This window comes from Sphingorhabdus sp. (genome assembly GCF_044239005.1).
Classification (GTDB): Bacteria; Pseudomonadota; Alphaproteobacteria; order Sphingomonadales; family Sphingomonadaceae; genus Sphingorhabdus_B.
In genome coordinates, this window is sequence record NZ_JBIICH010000034.1 from 1 (window position 1) to 17,400 (window position 17,400).

At 56.8% G+C, this 17,400-nt stretch carries 14 protein-coding genes and 1 pseudogene; 9 read left to right on the forward strand and 6 right to left on the reverse strand.

Going from position 1 to position 17,400, the window contains the following annotated elements:
* The 5 genes and pseudogenes from ACILQA_RS04335 to ACILQA_RS04355 form a co-directional block, all read right to left on the reverse strand.
* Nucleotides 1-1,024, reverse strand: a pseudogene (locus ACILQA_RS04335) (cobaltochelatase subunit CobT); the annotation flags it as partial.
* Nucleotides 1,024-2,220 (reverse strand): alpha/beta hydrolase, encoded by a 1,197-nt coding sequence (locus tag ACILQA_RS04340; RefSeq protein ID WP_395628580.1) that lies wholly within the window; start codon nucleotides 2,218-2,220, stop codon nucleotides 1,024-1,026. The pseudogene ACILQA_RS04335 and the gene ACILQA_RS04340, both read right to left, overlap by 1 nt.
* The gene (locus ACILQA_RS04345; protein WP_395628581.1) at nucleotides 2,220-2,756 is read right to left on the reverse strand and encodes a peroxiredoxin; all 537 of its coding nucleotides are present in this window, start codon (nucleotides 2,754-2,756) and stop codon (nucleotides 2,220-2,222) included. Before ACILQA_RS04345 ends, ACILQA_RS04340 begins: the two co-directional genes overlap by 1 nt.
* A 43-nt stretch (nucleotides 2,757-2,799) precedes the next feature.
* Nucleotides 2,800-3,792 carry a cobaltochelatase subunit CobS gene (cobS, locus tag ACILQA_RS04350; RefSeq protein WP_395628582.1) on the reverse strand — a complete coding sequence of 331 codons (993 nt, stop codon included), beginning with the start codon at nucleotides 3,790-3,792 and terminating at the stop codon, nucleotides 2,800-2,802.
* A 10-nt stretch (nucleotides 3,793-3,802) separates the two neighbouring features.
* The gene (locus ACILQA_RS04355; protein ID WP_306061969.1) at nucleotides 3,803-4,399 is read right to left on the reverse strand and encodes a J domain-containing protein; all 597 of its coding nucleotides are present in this window, start codon (nucleotides 4,397-4,399) and stop codon (nucleotides 3,803-3,805) included.
* A 44-nt stretch (nucleotides 4,400-4,443) separates the two neighbouring features.
* On the opposite strand from ACILQA_RS04355, the gene ACILQA_RS04360 reads away from it, so the two are divergent.
* The 9 genes from ACILQA_RS04360 (at nucleotide 4,444) to ACILQA_RS04400 (ending at nucleotide 14,366) form a co-directional block, all read left to right on the forward strand.
* A complete protein-coding gene (locus ACILQA_RS04360; RefSeq protein WP_395628583.1) occupies nucleotides 4,444-4,719 on the forward strand; it encodes a BolA family protein in 276 nt (91 codons plus the stop codon).
* A 52-nt stretch (nucleotides 4,720-4,771) separates the two neighbouring features.
* Nucleotides 4,772-5,290: a hypothetical protein gene (locus tag ACILQA_RS04365; protein ID WP_395628584.1), complete on the forward strand. Its 519-nt coding sequence runs from the start codon at nucleotides 4,772-4,774 to the stop codon at nucleotides 5,288-5,290.
* Between the two features lie 145 nt (nucleotides 5,291-5,435).
* Nucleotides 5,436-6,350, forward strand: coding sequence for an alpha/beta fold hydrolase (locus tag ACILQA_RS04370; RefSeq protein WP_395628585.1), 915 nt, complete (start codon nucleotides 5,436-5,438; stop codon nucleotides 6,348-6,350).
* A 104-nt stretch (nucleotides 6,351-6,454) separates the two neighbouring features.
* Nucleotides 6,455-7,111, forward strand: a complete 657-nt coding sequence (gene hisG / locus ACILQA_RS04375) for an ATP phosphoribosyltransferase (protein WP_395628586.1) — start codon at nucleotides 6,455-6,457, stop codon at nucleotides 7,109-7,111.
* Nucleotides 7,098-8,387, forward strand: a complete 1,290-nt coding sequence (gene hisD, locus ACILQA_RS04380) for a histidinol dehydrogenase (protein WP_395628587.1) — start codon at nucleotides 7,098-7,100, stop codon at nucleotides 8,385-8,387. Before hisG ends, hisD begins: the two co-directional genes overlap by 14 nt.
* A complete protein-coding gene (nusB, locus tag ACILQA_RS04385; protein ID WP_395628588.1) occupies nucleotides 8,384-8,845 on the forward strand; it encodes a transcription antitermination factor NusB in 462 nt (153 codons plus the stop codon). Before hisD ends, nusB begins: the two co-directional genes overlap by 4 nt.
* 93 nt (nucleotides 8,846-8,938) lie before the next feature.
* On the forward strand, nucleotides 8,939-9,856 hold the full coding sequence (gene thiL / locus ACILQA_RS04390) for a thiamine-phosphate kinase (protein ID WP_395628589.1): 918 nt from the start codon (nucleotides 8,939-8,941) through the stop codon (nucleotides 9,854-9,856).
* Between the two features lie 136 nt (nucleotides 9,857-9,992).
* Nucleotides 9,993-12,089, forward strand: a complete 2,097-nt coding sequence (locus ACILQA_RS04395) for a sodium-translocating pyrophosphatase (protein ID WP_395628590.1) — start codon at nucleotides 9,993-9,995, stop codon at nucleotides 12,087-12,089.
* A gap of 177 nt (nucleotides 12,090-12,266) precedes the next feature.
* Nucleotides 12,267-14,366, forward strand: coding sequence for an alpha/beta hydrolase family protein (locus ACILQA_RS04400; protein ID WP_395628591.1), 2,100 nt, complete (start codon nucleotides 12,267-12,269; stop codon nucleotides 14,364-14,366).
* A gap of 119 nt (nucleotides 14,367-14,485) precedes the next feature.
* On the opposite strand, the gene ACILQA_RS04405 is transcribed toward ACILQA_RS04400, so the two are convergent.
* Nucleotides 14,486-17,197 (reverse strand): TonB-dependent receptor, encoded by a 2,712-nt coding sequence (locus tag ACILQA_RS04405; protein ID WP_395628592.1) that lies wholly within the window; start codon nucleotides 17,195-17,197, stop codon nucleotides 14,486-14,488.
* Between the last annotated feature and the right edge of the window lie 203 nt (nucleotides 17,198-17,400).

Consider the following 17,400-nt stretch of genomic DNA (forward strand, 5'->3'; position numbering starts at 1 on the left):
TTGTCACCACCGATTGCAGGTTGGACAATTGCTGGTCGAGATAGGCGCGCAGCCGGTTCAGCTCTTCTTCGTCGGCAAGCTCGGTCGCGGTGATGGTCTCGTCATATTTGGTCGACCAGATTTTATAATCGCTTTGCGGCAGATGGTCCCAATTGCGGCGTTGCGGGGTGACGGGCTGCATGCCGTCATCGCCCATTTCGCCGTCGGAACCGTCCTGATCGTCCATATCCTCGCCGTCATAATCGGCCTCGGTCTCTTCGCCTTCGCCCTGTTGCGGTTCGGCGCGCGCTTCGGCTTGGCCAGCTTCGCCTTCGCCATCATCGTCGCTGTCGCCGTCTTGGTCTTGGCTGTCTTCGGCATCGTCGCCGCCTTCATCGGCATCGGACGGGTCGACATCGCCTTCAGTCAGGTTCAGATGCTCGAGCATCGATTGCGTGAGCGCGGCAAATGCACCCTGATCGTCAAGCGCGAGGGCAAGTGCATCAAGATCGCTGCCTGCCTTTTCCTCAATCCAGCCGCGCAGCATATCAACGCCAGCAACCGCCGCGTCAGGTATCGGCGCGCCCGTCAGGCGTTCGCGCACGATGAGCGATAATGCGGTCGAAATCGGTACTTCATCAGCGGACTGCGCGCGGCTGATCGGGTCGGTGCGCAATTTGAGTTCAAGCGCGTGGCCTAGATTTGCGGCGATGCCCGCCATATTGCGTGAGCCCAATGCCTCAACGCGTGCATTTTCCACCGCGTCAAATGCGGCGCCAGCAATGACTTCGGATGGCCGCAAGGCAGCATGGCGGGCGGCATTATGGTGCTTGAGCTTCAGGGAGAAGCTGTCGGCAAAGCCACGTGCTTCGGCGACTTGGTCAGGCGGTAACAACCGGCCGGGCATGGGCACTTTAAAGTTTTTGCCCGCTTGTGTCGGGGCGTCGGCGGTGAACGCAAGTTCAATCTCCGGCTCATGCGCGAGTGCGCGGGCCGTGCCGGTCAGGACTTGTTTGAACTGTTCAAGTGGAGATTCGTTCGCCATCAGTCGGGTGCCCGCTTACATACCGCTGCAATGTCTGCTTTCGTCGGTTTAACGGGCGCGCGCAGCGTAAAGACATGTGCTTGCGCGGTGGCCACGCGATCGTCGGTTGTCCGCGCGCCATTCACGACCGCCGCAAAATCCTTGCACACGGCAAGGCTGCGCAAATAATCGCTATGGCCCGCGCCGCCGCCTGATACGTCGGTGGTGTCAATGATAGTAAAGCCCGTTTTGGCAGGCTCTGTCTGATATTTGGTCTTTGTCGCAAAGCAACGCTGCGGCAGTCCTTTGGCCTTCAAATCCTTGGCCTCGAACGGACTGAAGCAATAAGGTGATCCCAGCCGCGGATAGCCATGGACAGCGCGCGACACGGCAAGGGCGCGGTCGCTAAGTGATGCGTAGACGGTCACGCGCCGGTCGTTGTTGACGCGGCGGGCGGCCAACACTTCTTCAGCGATATCGCGTTCGAAATCTTCACGATCAACATCAGGCGAGGCCAATATGAGATTGGAAATATTGCTGGAATCCGCATTGGTCGATGTGCGGTCGACATATTCCACGGCAGGCGTGACAAGCCGTGCGCCGAGCGAATGCGAGACAATCACGATTTCCTTGACCCATTCGGTTCGTGCCAATTTGGTCAGGAAGTTCCGGAAATTGCGCTGGTCCCAATACATGTTGGTTTCATCAACGGCGTAGCTCAACAGATTGCCCTGCGATGGCCAGCTATAATGGATAATCGGGCCGTCAAAATTGCTCATCGCGCCAATCTGGACGGCGTCGCGGGCGGTGGTTTGCAATTTTTCGCGATAGCCGTGCACATATAAAAGCACGCGGCCGTTGCGCAGGTTCGCGGCATCACGCAGGCCATCCCACCATGCGTCTTCCTGCTGAAACGCTAACGGCACCACCAATTGCTTGTCGCCCTTGGCGGGCTTGATCGTTTCTGGCGGCGAGAACCGGCCAAATCGAACGCGGTCTGCACGATGGTTGGTCAGTTTGATATTATCGCCGCGGCAATCGGGCAGGCGGCTGGTGACGATGAAATAATCTTTTCCGTTAACCGATGCGCTGTCATTTTGCGCCGGGTTACAGCGCGGGTTTTCCGCCAGCACATTGTGGGGAATGTCGCCATATTCGACAGCCACAGTGCAGCCAGCCAGCAGCATCGGCAAAAGGAGAAGGGGAGCTTTGCGCATTATTTCCCTTTAGGATTGGCTGCGCGCCATGCCTTTACCGCGTTCAGTGCGCCCGACACATGACCCTTCACGCCCAGTTCGGAATACGCGAACAGCACCTTTCCATCAGGCGCAATCACATAGGTCGTGCGGTTCGTGCCGCCCATGATGGGCAGGCTGACCTTATAATTTTTGATGACCGGTTTGGACGCGATGCCAACGGTGAATTTGTTGCGGCATGCCTCCACCGAAAAACGCTTCAACGTGTCAATATTGTCCGCCGACATGCCAATGATGGATGCGCCATAGGCTGCAAAATCATCGGCGGCTTCGGAAAATTCATGCGCCTCGACGGTGCAGCCCGATGTGAATGCCTTGGGATAGAAATATAAAACGACAGGGCCGCGTTTCAGGGCCTTGTTCAAATTATAGGTGTATACGTCGCCCGCCAAAACCGCCTGCGTGGTGAAATCGGTCGCGCGTGTGCCGGGCTTGAGCGCCGCGAATGCGGGCGATGCGCTAAGTGCGAGCGCCAAAATAAGAGCAGTGCGTTTCATAAATGGTCCCTTCAACGGTGTTTCGGCGAAATGGCCAATATGCTTATAACTTTCCAACGACGCTTTCGGGCAGATCCTGACCAAAGACGCGCTGATAATATTCTGCGACCAACGCGCGTTCGGCATCGTCACATTTGTTGAGGAACGACAGGCGGAACGCAAAACCGACATTTTTGAAAATGGCGGTGTTTTGGGCCCATGTGATGACGGTGCGTGGGCTCATGACGGTCGAAATGTCGCCATTGATAAAGCCCTGACGCGTCATTTCGGCGACCTTCACCATGTTGGCGACGGTCGCGGCATCGGTGCCCGATGCCTTGGCCAAAACGATTTCGCTTTCGACCTGCGCGGGCAGATAGTTCAGGCCAACGACAATGTTCCAACGGTCCATCTGACCCTGGTTGATCGCTTGCGTGCCGTGATACAGCCCGCTTGTGTCGCCAAGGCCAACGGTGTTGGCAGTCGCGAACAGGCGGAAATATGGGTTCGGGCGAATGACGCGGTTCTGGTCGAGCAATGTCAGCTTGCCCTCGGTCTCCAACACGCGCTGGATCACGAACATCACGTCCGGACGGCCGGCGTCATATTCGTCGAACACCAAAGCGGTCGGTGTCTGCAGCGCCCACGGCAACAGGCCTTCGCGGAATTCTGTGACTTGCTGTCCATCGCGCAGAACGATCGCATCGCGGCCGATAAGGTCGATACGGCTGATATGCGCGTCGAGGTTGATACGGATGCACGGCCATTTCAAACGCGCGGCCACCTGTTCGATATGCGTCGATTTACCTGTGCCATGATATCCCTGAACCATCACGCGGCGATTATGGGCAAAGCCAGCAAGGATCGCGAGCGTGGTATCGGGGTCAAAGACATAGCTGTCGTCGGCATCAGGAACGCGCTCATCGGCAACGGAAAAGGCAGGACATTCCATATCGACATCGATGCCGAACATTTCGCGCACGCTGACGGTTTTGTCAGGGGCAGCAAGGATAGTCGTGTCGCTGCTGTTGGGCTGGATATTCGGAATGTCAGTCATGTCGTTCTCGTCAAATAAAGGCGGGCGATGTTTTAAGGTGCGTATAGGCAGCAATGACGTCTTGCAAAGCCTTTTCATAAGACCGGTTGCCGCCATTTTTGTCGGGATGATAGGCGCGGACCTTGGCCGAATAGGCACTGCGTAAGGCGCGCCTATCCGCATCCTCGCCAAGCCCTAGCGTCTTGAGCGCTTTGCGGTCCTCAGGCGATAGGAACTGCCCGTCGGCACGTTCCTTGGGCATGCGTGACCGGAAACGGGTGGATATGGCATCCAACGGGTCTTTAAAGTCCGCCCATTTGGGCGGCGAATCGACACTGCCGCTGGCGCGAAAGGCACGGGTTTCGCTTGGCCAGACGTTGATGGGGCTTTGCGCCTCCATAATTTCTTCGGCGGTCATGCCCGCGAACCAGTTATAGCCTGCATTAAACTGCCGGACATGTTCAAGGCACAGATATTGATAGTCGCCGGGGCCATTGGCCGACGCACGCTGGCCATGCGGGTCAGGCGCGCGAAATTCGCCTGCTTCACGGCAGTGCGGATGCGCGCAATGCCGCTGCGCACCGCGAACGCGGCCGTGAAATCGGTCAAAGGGCTGCCGCGAATCCATAATTCCCCTTGGCGAAAAACTGCGGATATGGGAATACAGAGCTTATGGAAAAAGGCCCTGCACATATCGAAATGGAAACGCTGCTGACGGCAGCATTTGCCCCCACGCACCTCGCGGTTATCAACGACAGCGCAAAACACCACGGCCATAGCGGTGACGATGGCTCCGGTGAATCGCACTTCACCGTGGAAATAGAGAGCGCAGCATTTGCAGGCGTATCCCGCGTGATGCGGCAGCGGATGGTGAACAAGGCGCTGGGTGATATTCCGGGAACGCGCGTCCACGCGCTGGCGATCAAGGCTAGTGCACCGGGCGAATAGCCGCTAGCCCCCAGTGCAAACGAAACGACGGTCCAATGCGGGAGAGACAAAAATGCCAAAGCTGACCTATGCCGTTCTGATCGCTGGCCTATGCGCGTCATCAGCGCATGCAGCCGAAACGACCGTCAATCGTCCCAAGGTGTATAGCGACATCGTTGCGTGCCGCGCCTTGGCAGATGCCGCTACGCGCTTGCAATGCTATGACGCGGCCAGCAAGTCTTTGGAAGAGGCAACCGAAAGCCGGCAGGTCGTGTTGCTTGATCAAGGCGAAGTACGGAAGACCAAGCGGTCGTTATTTGGTTTCTCCTTGCCCAAAATTCCGTTCTTCGGCGAAAGCGACGAGGAGCAGGACGAAGAGTATAAGCAGATTGAGGGCGAGATCGAAGATATTCAAGCACTTAGCAACGGCCGATATCAGTTTGCGGCAAAAGACGCGGGCACATGGCAAACCACCGAAGGCAGTTGGCTCATTCTGAAGAACGGGCAAAAGTTTAAAATCAAACGTGGCGCTGTTGGCAGCTATATGCTTGTGGTTAACGGCCGAGCGATACGCGTTAAGCGCGTTAACTAAAGGCCAATTTGGCGTATATTATGCCGGAGCGAAGCGTCGAGATGTTCCACCTGCGCGCCGATTTCGTAAAATCAAAATGGGCGTGTTGGCGTTTAGAGAAATACGCGGTCCAACAACCCATCGCAATATTATAAGGCAAATCATCATGACCGAACAAAAGCATCACCGTTTTTCCCTTTCAACCGGGATTGAAATGGATGCGTTTACGGCGGGTGATCCTGCCAATCCTGCGATCATATTCTTGCACGGATTTCCGGAATCGCACCGCACATGGCGGCACCAGATGGCCCATTTTTCGGACCGTTTTTTCTGCATCGCGCCCGATCAGCGCGGCTATCGCAATTCATCAAAGCCGCAAAATGTCGATGCCTATACCGCCGACAAGTTGACCGCGGATATCTTTGCCTTGGCCGACGCGCTTGGCATCCACAATTTCATCATTGCGGGTCATGATTGGGGCGGCGCGATTGCATGGAGTGTTGCGCTCAATGGTCAACCGGCCGGACTTAACCCCGCATGGGCAGGTCGCGTGACGCGTGCAATCATCGCCAATGCGCCGCATCCCTATCTGTTCCAGCGGCTGATGATCAACGATATGCAGCAGCGGGCAGCCAGCCAGTATATGCGTGCGTTCCGTGACCCCGCAAATGATGCTTTGGTGCGTGAGGCTGGGCTAACCGGTCTGATGCGGAAGACCGTTAGCTGGGATAAACCGAGCGCAATGGAGCCCGAAGAGCGGGCTGCGTTGCTGAACGATTGGCAAAACCGCGATGCGTGCTTTGGCATGCTCAATTGGTACCGCGCATCGGCAATATATGTGCCACCGATGGATGAAGATGCCGAAATGCCTGCTTTTGCCGCAGGCGACTTTCCGAAGCTGATGATCCCGACGCTGATTGTGTGGGCGATGGATGATCTTGCGCTGCCCGCAAGCAACATCGACGGCATCGAAGCATTGGTCCCACATGTGACGATCACCCCTGTGGAGGATTGCGGCCATTTTGTTATCTGGGAACGGCCGGACGCGGTGAATGCGGCCATGGATGCGTTTTTAAACTAACGTCCAAAGCGGTTGAACGGAACCTGGCGATCATGAAATCGACGGGCAAATAGGACTTCTGCCATATTGCCCTTTCTGCGCGTGACCCCTAAAGCGCGGGCATTGTGACTGAACGCATCATCTTTGCAATCCCCAAGGGACGGATTCTCGACGAGGCTTTGCCGCTTATGCAAGCGGCAGGTATCGAGCCTGAGCCTGCGTTCTTTGACGAGAGCAGCCGCGCGTTGCTTTTTGCGACCAATAATCCCGCGATCAGCATCATTCGCGTGCGCGCTTTTGATGTTGCGACCTTTGTAGCCCATGGCGCGGCGCATATTGGCATTGTCGGGTCCGACGTGATCGACGAATTTGATTATTCGGAGCTTTATGCCCCCGTTGACCTTGGCATTGGCCGCTGCCGCATTTCGGTCGCGATGCCGCAGGACGCCGTTGATGATGTTCAGGCAGGGCATATCCGCGTCGCAACCAAATATCCGGCGACTACAGCGCGCTATTATCATGCCCGGGGTATTCAGGCCGAATGCGTCAAGCTGAACGGTGCGATGGAGTTGGCGCCTTCGCTTGGCCTTTCGGGACGCATTGTCGATTTGGTGTCGTCGGGCAAGACGCTCGCAGAAAATGGTTTGGTCGAAACGGCTATCATCTCGCAGGTTTCAGCGCGGCTGATCGTTAATCGTGCGGCCTTTAAAATGATGAGCGGCACTATTCCTGCGTTGGTGCAGACATTTCGGGAATTGTCGGGCGCACGTGCAGCGGCTTAACGCATCTGACGCGGGCTTTGCTGACGCATTTGATGCGCTGGTAAATGGCCGGCGTGAGGCGGATGCCGACGTCTCCAGCGTGGTCGCGCAAACCATCCGCGATGTCCGCGCGCGCGGCGACGTGACTTTGGCCGAAATGACCCAGCGTTTTGACGGCTTTGACCTCAATGCCGCCGGATGGCAAATTGATGCTGCGCAGTGCAAAGCGGCCTATGAGGCCCTTGCGCCGAATTTGCGCGATGCGCTGACGCTCGCGGCCAAGCGGATAGAGGCGTATCACAAGGCGCAATTGCCCGAAAACCGGGACTATCGCGATGCGGACAATGTGCGTTTGGGCGCGCGTTGGTCGGCGGTTGATGCGGCGGGGGTCTATGTGCCCGGTGGCCGCGCAGCCTATCCATCGTCGGTGCTGATGAATGCCATTCCTGCGAAGGTTGCAGGGGTAGAGCGCATTGTCATGGTCACGCCAACGCCCGGTGGCGAGATTAACCAAACAGTCATGGCTGCGGCCTATCTGGCTGGCGTCGACGAAATCTGGCGCGTCGGCGGCGCGCAGGCGATTGCGGCGCTGGCGTATGGTACGGAGCGTATTCGCCCCGTTGATGTCATCACCGGTCCCGGCAATGCGTGGGTCGCCGAAGCCAAGCGTCAGCTGTATGGCGTCGTTGGCATCGATATGGTTGCCGGTCCTTCCGAAATATTGGTGGTGGCAGACGCGAAGAATGATCCTGAATGGATTGCTGCGGACCTTTTGAGCCAAGCCGAGCATGACCCGACGAGTCAGTCGATTTTGTTCACCGATGATGCCGGTTTTGCCGACAGTGTCGCAAAAGCCGTTGATGCCCAGATTGCCACACTCGCAACCGGCGCCGTCGCGCGGCAAAGCTGGGATGATTTCGGTGCAATAATCCTCGTCGATGATCTGGAAGGCGCCATGCCGCTGGTCAACCGCTTGGCGGGGGAGCATTTGGAGCTTGCGGTGGATGATGACCGCGCCGAACGGCTTTTCGATCTGGTGCGGCACGCAGGCTCGGTTTTCTTGGGCCGTATGACGCCAGAGGCGATTGGCGATTATGTTGCCGGGCCAAACCATGTGTTACCAACGGGACGCCGCGCGCGATTTGCGTCGGGCTTGTCGGTTCTCGATTTCATGAAGCGCACCAGTTTTATCGCGCTCGATAAAGCCGCCATCAATGCTATAGGCCCAGCAGCGGCAACGCTTGCCGATGCCGAAGGTTTACCCGCCCATGCGGCGAGTGTCAGGAAAAGATTATGAGTGCCAATAACGCAAGTGCGAAATCAAAATCCCGGTCGGCGGCGCGTCTGGCGTCTGTGCAGGCGTTGTACCAGATGGACATGGAAAATATCGGCATTGCGCGCCTTTTGAATGAATTTCATTCGCACCGTTTGGGGCAGGAAATCGAAGACGCGCAATATGCCGACGCCGATGCCGACTTTTTCGACGACGTTGTTTCCGGCGTTGACGCTCGCCGCGAAGAAATTGACCTGCTCGTTGATGCCAAGCTTGGCGAACAATGGAAGATGGGCCGTCTGGACAAGACTATGCTTCAGCTTCTGCGTTGCGGCACCTATGAATTGATCGCCCGCCCTGATGTCCCGACCGCGACGGTGATCGACGAATATCTCGACGTCGCGCACGCCTTTTTCGACAAGAAAGATGCGAAGTTCGTCAATGGTTTGCTGGATGCCGTGGCGAAAGATGTCCGGGCATAGGTCTATTATCGTCGTCCTGAACTCGTTTCAGGACCACATGCTGCGGTTGCTTGTTATCCCGAAACATGTTCGGGATGGCGAACTGGAATATTTATGACCACCGAATCCGCTTTCATCAATATATTGCGTGGTTTCGCGAAAGACCCTGCGGCGCGCGGGTTGCTTGATGACGCGGCGGTCGTTGAAATGGGCGACAGCTGCCTGATCATCACGCACGACATGATGGCCGAAGATGTGCATTTCAGATCCAATGCAGATCCCGCCGATGTCGCGTGGAAACTCGTTGCCTCGAACCTGTCCGACCTCGCGGCGAAGGGGGCTTCGCCCATTGGCGTGTTGCTGGGCTTCATGCTTGGTGATGATGATTGGGACAGGGCGTTTGCCGCCGGTCTGGAAAAGGTGCTTGGCCATTATGGCGTTGCCTTGCTGGGCGGGGATACCGTTTCCAACCGTGGTGACAAGCGCGCGCTAGGGCTAACCGCGCTTGGTATCGTGACCAACCGCCCGGTGCCCTCACGCGCGGGCGCGCAGGTCGGCGACATACTGTATGTTACCGGAACCTTGGGCGACGCGCTTGCGGGATTTGAGCTGATCGACGCAGGCTTTGATGAGGTTGGCGCGCTTGCCGACGCGTTCAACCGGCCACAGGCGCGCTTGTCCGAAGGGCAGCGGCTTGCGCCATTTGTCCACGCGATGATGGACATATCCGACGGGCTTTTGATTGATGCAGAGCGCATGGCGACCGCCAGCAGGATCGGCATCGAAATCGACCTCGCGTGCATTCCCTTGTCGCTTGCTTATGTCAGCTACCGCACGGACAGCCTGGAAAGCCGGATGCAGGCGGCAAGTTGGGGCGATGATTATGAGCTTTTGTTCTGCGCGCCGGCGGACGCCCGCATAGCCGTCGAGGCAACCGCTGTCGGACGCGTGATTGCGGGCGGGGGCCTCACATTGTGCAACGGCGATGCACCTGTGAAATTGCCGCCGACGCTGGGTTATCAACACCATTGACCGAAGCGGCGGAAATGGCGGCGTTTAAGGGTTGCCATGTCTCACGATGCCGCCTTATACCCTTACGGCTTGCAGTTCTCGGGAGGAGAATGGCAACAAGAGTTGTTTTTATAAACAGGAGGGGAGAGATAATTTCATGTCTCTGACAATTATTGCAATAATATGCGGGTTACTTGCCGTCGTGTACGGTTTTGTAACCAGCCGCCAGGTGCTGAGCGCCTCGGCTGGCAATGAAAAAATGCAGGAAATCGCCGCGGCTATTCAGGAAGGCGCAAAAGCCTATCTTGGCCGTCAATACCGGACCATCGCCATCGTTGGCGTTGCTGTTGCGGTGCTTGTGGCGGTTTTCCTTGGCGTCATTCCAACCGTTGGCTTCGTCCTCGGTGCGGTGCTTTCGGGCGTTGCGGGTTATATCGGGATGAACATCTCGGTCCGTGCAAACGTCCGCACGGCGGCTGCGGCGCAGACTGGGCTTCAGGCCGGTCTGACCATGGCATTCCGCGCAGGGGCGATTACCGGCATGCTCGTGGCTGGCCTTGCCTTGCTCGCGATTGCTGGCTTCTTTTGGTATCTGACCGATGTCGCGATGATGGCACCGAACAGCCGGCCCGTAATCGATGCGCTGGTCGCATTGGCATTCGGCGCGTCGCTGATTTCGATCTTCGCACGTTTGGGGGGCGGTATCTTTACCAAGGCCGCTGACGTCGGCGCTGACCTTGTTGGCAAAGTTGAGGCTGGAATCCCCGAAGACGATCCACGCAACCCTGCGGTTATCGCCGATAACGTTGGCGACAATGTTGGCGATTGCGCTGGTATGGCGGCTGACTTGTTCGAAACCTATGTCGTCACCGTTGGTGCAACGATGGTTTTGATCGCGCTGCTGGTGCAGGGCGTAACCGACACTGGATTGTTCATGAACCTCATGAGCTTGCCGCTGTTGATTGGCGGCGTGTGCGTTATCACGTCGATCATCGGAACCTATTTCGTCCGTCTTGGTGGCGGCACGAACATCATGGGCGCGATGTACAAGGGCTTCCTTGTAACAGCAGTGCTTTCGGTTCCTGCGATCTGGTGGGCAATTAGCTATGCGCTTGGCGGCATGGAAACAGATGTTGGCGGGTTCACCGGCCGGACATTATTCTATTGCTCGCTGCTGGGTCTGGTCATCACTGGCCTGATTATCTGGATCACCGAATATTATACCGGCACCAATTACCGTCCGGTCCGTTCGATTGCCAAGGCATCTGAAACGGGTCACGGCACCAACGTTATTCAAGGTCTGGCGATCAGCCTTGAATCCACTGCGATGCCAACGATTGTGATCTGCGCAGGTATCATCATCGCGTATCAGCTTGCTGGCGTCATCGGCATTGCCTTTGCGGCAACGGCCATGTTGGCCTTGGCCGGTATGGTTGTGGCGCTTGATGCGTATGGTCCAGTTACCGACAATGCCGGTGGTATTGCCGAAATGGCTGGCCTTGATGAATCGGTGCGTGAAAAGACCGATGCTTTGGACGCCGTTGGCAACACCACAAAGGCTGTAACCAAGGGCTATGCCATTGGTTCGGCTGGTCTTGCCGCACTTGTGCTGTTCGCATGCTACACCGCCGACCTTCGGGAATATTTCCCTGAGCTTGAGGTGAATTTCAGCCTTGAGAACCCCTATGTCATCGTCGGGCTCTTGCTCGGCGCGCTTCTGCCGTACCTGTTTGGTGCGATGGGCATGACTGCGGTTGGCCGTGCTGCGGGTGAAGTGGTGAAGGACGTACGTGACCAGTTCGCGAACGACCCCGGCATCATGACCTTCAAGTCCAAGCCAAATTATGCCCGAACAGTTGACCTTGTTACCAAGGCTGCAATCAAGGAAATGATTATTCCTTCATTGCTGCCCGTACTGACGCCAATTGCGGTATATTTCATCATCACGGCTGTTGCAGGTCAGGCAGAGGGCTTTGCGGCTCTCGGCGCGCTCCTGCTCGGTGTGATTGTGGGCGGACTGTTCGTTGCTATCTCGATGACCTCGGGCGGCGGCGCATGGGACAATGCCAAGAAATATATCGAAGACGGCAACCATGGCGGCAAAGGTTCGGAGGCCCATAAGGCAGCCGTTACCGGCGACACCGTTGGTGACCCATATAAGGATACCGCTGGTCCAGCCGTAAACCCAATGATCAAGATCACGAACATCGTGGCCTTGCTTCTGTTGGCGGCATTGGCCCATGGTGCCATGTAAAACGTAACCGCATTAACGGTTGAACAAGCCCCGCCGGAAGCGATTTCGGCGGGGTTTTTCGTGACCGTCGGCACTATTCATCGAAAAACGTCGACACAGTATTTTGTCTTGCTTGCATCTCTTTTGATCGAACGTATAACCATAATGGCAGTTTTCAAATGTTGGGGAGCAGAGACAGTGAACAAAGTGATTTTGACGGCATTACTCGCGAGTGCCGCCCTTCCTTTTAGCGTTGCCGCTGCGGAAGCCGGAAATGGCGCCGCTCCAGTCACTGCCGTTGCTATGCAGGCGACGGATGCCCGTACAATCGTCGTTAATGCGCCGCGTGGCCGGGTCGATACGGCTGTATTTGGGAAACGGCCATTCATGCGCTCGCCGCGCCTGTCACCCGACGGCACCAAAATCGCAGTGATGATGACCAAGGATGGTGTCGATAGCCTGGGTTATATTGATGTTACCAAGCCCGGATCTGCGCCGATATTCTTTGCCCAAGCAGAAGAGTTCCGTGAGGCGGGAGATCGCACCATTGCTTCATGGCGCTTTGTCGGCAACCGCACTATCGTTTTCACCGTTGGGTCACGTGAAATCCTTCAAGGTCGCCGTTCTGACGTTTCACGCTTAGTATCCTATGACATCGAGACCAAAAAAATCAGCCCGCTGGCATGGGACGGTGCCGGCGGAAGCGGCGCGAATATCCTGTTCATCGATGATGAAAAAGAGACATTATTGGTCTCGCGCGATGTCCTGAAAGATATGAGCTATAGCGGAAATCCCGAAGTCATCGAAGTCGATGTCCGCTCTGGCAAGTTCAAGACTGTCATGCGTCCGAACGTTGAAGTCCGCAGCTGGTTGGTTGATGGCAAGGGTGTCATTCGCGCTGGTGTTGGCAGTGACGGCGATAGCGGCAAGCAACGACTGATGTATCGTTCCGATGCCAGCGGCACCATGAAGACTGTTTCGAATGAAGCCGACACAACGTTCACAGGCACGCAGATCACACCGGATATTTTCTTAGATGAGCCGGACACGGCCATCGCGACGAGCAACAAGGATGGGTATCGCAAGGTTTACAAAGTCAACTTGAAGACGATGCAGATTGTCGGCGAACCCATATTCGGTGTCAAAGGCTATGATGTTGGCGGGCCAATTGCCAACAAGGACCGCAACCAGCTTGCCGGCGTATCGTACACGAGCACGAGGGATCGTACGCGTTGGTTTGATCCACGTTTGGCGGAAGTCCAAAAGCTGATGGACCAAGATTTTGGTCGCGGGAACGCGCAAATTATTGCGAGCAATGACGGCGACACCAAAATCCTTATGCTGATCGCCGACGTTGATGCGCCGGGTGGCTATTATCTGTTTGATACAGAGACCGGCAACCTGAACCTGCTGGGATGGGTGCACCCTGTGCTCAAGGATTTCCAGATGAACCCAACCGATTCCATTCGGTACAAGGCATCAGACGGCATGGAAATCGAAGCAGTGGTGACTTATCCGCGCCACCGGCCACATCGCAAGAATTTGCCGGTGATTGTCATGCCCCATGGCGGTCCTTTCGGTGTCCGTGACCAAGAGGAGTTCGGTTTCTTCCCATGGCATCAGGCGATGGCAGAGCTTGGCTATGTCGTCATTCAGCCAAATTACCGTGGCTCGGGTGGCTATGGTAAGGAATTCGTCAAGGAGGGCCGCAAGCCCAATGGTTATGGCTTGCGCATGCAGGACGACTTGAACGACGTTCTGACGTGGTTTGGCCAATCCGGACTGATTGACCCGAAACGTGCCTGCATCATGGGCTGGTCCTATGGCGGATATGCGACAGCGCGGGGTGCGCAGCGCGATCCGGATAAATGGAAATGCGCGATTGCAGGCGCAGGCGTCTATGACTTCCCGATGATGAAAGCCTATGACACGCGTTCATTTGGTGATTTCGGTGCAAACTTCCAAGCGACGGCAGATGACCTCATCGGCATTTCGTCGGCACGCAACACCAACGGACCATGGTCGCCTATCTTGATCGTCGCAGGATTGCGTGATGCGCGTATCCCCATCGAGCAATCGCGCACGCTTGTGTCGCGGTTAAAGGGTTCGGGCAAGAAAGAGGGCGTCGATTTCCGCTATGTCGAACAGCCAAAGGGAACACATAATTTGCCTTACGAAGACGTGCATATTGAATGGTTGAAAGAGGCAGAGGCTTGGGCTGAACGCTTCAACCCGGCCTATATCGCATCTGACCCGGACAAGGCACCGTCGGTAACGGTCACCCTCGCATCCAAATAAGCTGAAAATCTGCAACGAATGGGCCGTCCCAATGGGGCGGCCTTTTTCGTTTGGCATTGGCATTTTATTTGCCGCTATGGCGCGTCATGCGCAAATTGCGCGTGGGCTGAACGCGTTGGTTAAAACCGCTTTCTAAAGCTTAGTTCAAACACACGGCCACGCGGGTCGATATATCCCGGCTGATATCCCAACGGCACATTGCCGTTCTGGTCACGCACATCGACAATGTCGTTGAGGATGTTTTCGACACGGAATGCCACGCGGCTGCCCTTTAGCAGCGGCATTACCTTCACAACGCTCGCCTGTTGGTCGAGGTTGACGAACAGGAAGGCGTTGACCGCTGCAAGGTCGCTGAAGCGCAGATCATTGCTGCCGGGCAGTCCGGTGCCATTGGCGGTCGTGCCGCTCTTGTACGTGCCCTGCAGGCGCAAACCAAAGCCCTTGTGGAACATACCACCCGAAAGCTCGACCTCATGCCGTGACGCGCCGCCATTGCTGCTCGTGGCCGATCCATTGAGCAAATCGAGCACCGGAACGCCAGGACGGATCAGGATTTCGTCCTGAATACGGTAGCTGTGGTACAAAGCGATGTTCCAGCGGCTTGGCTGGCCACCACCACCAAAACCGCCGCCGCCAAAGCCGCCACCGGCACGTGGTCCACGCGGCGCGCCAGCGGGTGCAGCTGCGGCGGGCGCGCCACCGGGGCCACGGGGAGCGCCCGCGCCAGGAGGGCCGCCAAAGGGCCCGCGCATTGGCGGGGCTGCGCCGATATTTCCGGACACGTTAAAGCCCCAGCGGATGCGCTGCGACGTTTCACGGTCATAATTCACTGGCCGTTGGTCCACGCTGACCAGCCGACCATTTACGTCCCGCACGACGCGGCTTGCGAACGCGGCCTCAATTTCGGGGGTCAGCAATGGAAAGGAGGCGGTTGTATTGCGGCTGTTGTTTCTAAAATAGCTCGCCTGCAGCGCAAAATCCTTAATGAAGGTCGGGGTCCAGTTGGCGTTTAGGATCAGATCGCGGCGCTTTTCACCAATCAATGCGGGGTTGCCGCCGGTTGTGACATTGATGAACAGGCTTTCCCCGCGGGTAAAGTCATAGGTCGCAACATTTGGCGTCACGAGGGTCGGGTTGCCCAGCTGGCCAATGCCGGGCGCATTTTCATCACCGGTAATCGACGCCTGAAATGTCAGGTTGCGGGCAGGGGCCCAACGCAGACCTGCGCCATATTCGACAAGTTGGCCAAAGTCGGACAGGTCGCTGAACCCGATATTGCCGTTGATTGACCATTCACCGATGGTTGAACCAATGCCGAAATCGCGGCCTGTGATGGGTACTTCAGCATTGACCGATTGGTTTATGATATTGCGGCGCAGGGCAACATTGGTGGTGACACCCGACCGCCATGTTTCGCTGTCGAGCATCTGGCGTGTGAAGCCGGACGCAAATGTCGTCTGCACCTCGCCAGCGGGCAGGGTGAGCACGGAACCCGCCAGTGTGCTGCGGACATCAAGATTTTGGTTCAGGCTGCTCGCCAGATCGGGTGCTAGAAACAACAGATCCGACCCAAAGCCCGCGGCAAACGGGTTCACGGTGCCCGCAAGGACGCCGGCGCGCAAAGCCGTATAGTCTGCGTTGCGCGTGGTACGCGTTTCATTGTCGGTGCGCGCGTAATTCCCCGTCACCGTCCAGCGCCACCGGCCCAGCACATGATTGAACGTGCCACCGGTTTGGAAAACATGGGTTTCGCTCTCGCGCTCCAGCGGGCGCGGCGTGTCGAAATAGCGGCTGAGCGTCACATCTTGGCCGAAAGGGGAAAAGGGGCTGCTGCCGGGCAGTATGAAGCTGGTTCCGGGCAAACCAAGCAATGATGCGCTGCCATTGAGCGCATAATTGGCGTTGAGCGACAGCCCCGTCTGTGGGCCGAGCGATCGGCTCCATGTGCCATTGATTTCAAGCCGTTCGGTGCGGGGCAACAGCGTGCGGGTATCGCCGATGTCGCTATTGTTCAGCCGGTTTGCGGTGCCTGCAAATTGCGCCAATGTCGGGTTGGCAATGCCAATCGGAACGCCAGCCTGTGTGACCGCCGAACCTGCCGCAGCGCTCAGCGATGGCGATATCACGCCATTCAGGCCAAGACCGCTGATATTCCCGCCACGGGCCAACAATGAACCATTGGAGGCAATCAGATCGCGTTCGCTTTCGGTCAACGCGGTCGCGCGTTCCAGTTCCACATCAATGTTGAAGCGCGTGGTGGCGCCAATGCGCGTCAGCGTCGCTTCCAATTCATTGCTACCAAAACCGCCAGCTTCGGGCTGTGCATGTTCAAACTCGGTCGCGAAGGATGCGAAATTGTCTTTCAGAATGAAGTTGATGACGCGTTGATCGGGGCGATAGCCATATTTCAACGCAACTTCTTCGGGGAAAATTTGGACCTGACGAATGGCCTCGGGCGGCAGATCGCGCAATTCGCGAAAGCCGGAAACGCGCTGACCATTGAGCAATATGATCGGCATGCCGCCGCCACGGCCACGGCCCGAATTGGCTTGCGGTGCAACCGCCGCGACCAGATCGGTCAAGGATGATGCGCCTAATGACGCAATATCGGCTTCGTTCAGCTGCTCAACCGGCGGAACGTCGGTATCGACTGACCCGCGAATGCGTTCTGCGGTAACGACAATTTCACCCGATGTGCCTTCTTCCACGGGCATGTCTTCATCGTCTTGCGCGATGGCAATCGTGTTGCCGGTGGCCTGTGCATCTACGGCTGCCATGGCGGGCATCGCAGTCGTAGCAAGCAGGATGATGCTGAACGGGAAAATTTTCATTGGGGGGAGAAACTCAGTTTATAGTGTTAAAGCACGGGTTTCATAACGCATTACAACGTTACGCAAACCTGAACGATGTAGCATTTTGTCGCAATAGCGTGAATATACTGTAGCGCTTCCCTTTTTCCAACATGTGGTTTAAAGGCGCACCAAGTTTGGATTTTTGACGATTTAAGGGGCCGAATGGCAAAAGAAGAATTACT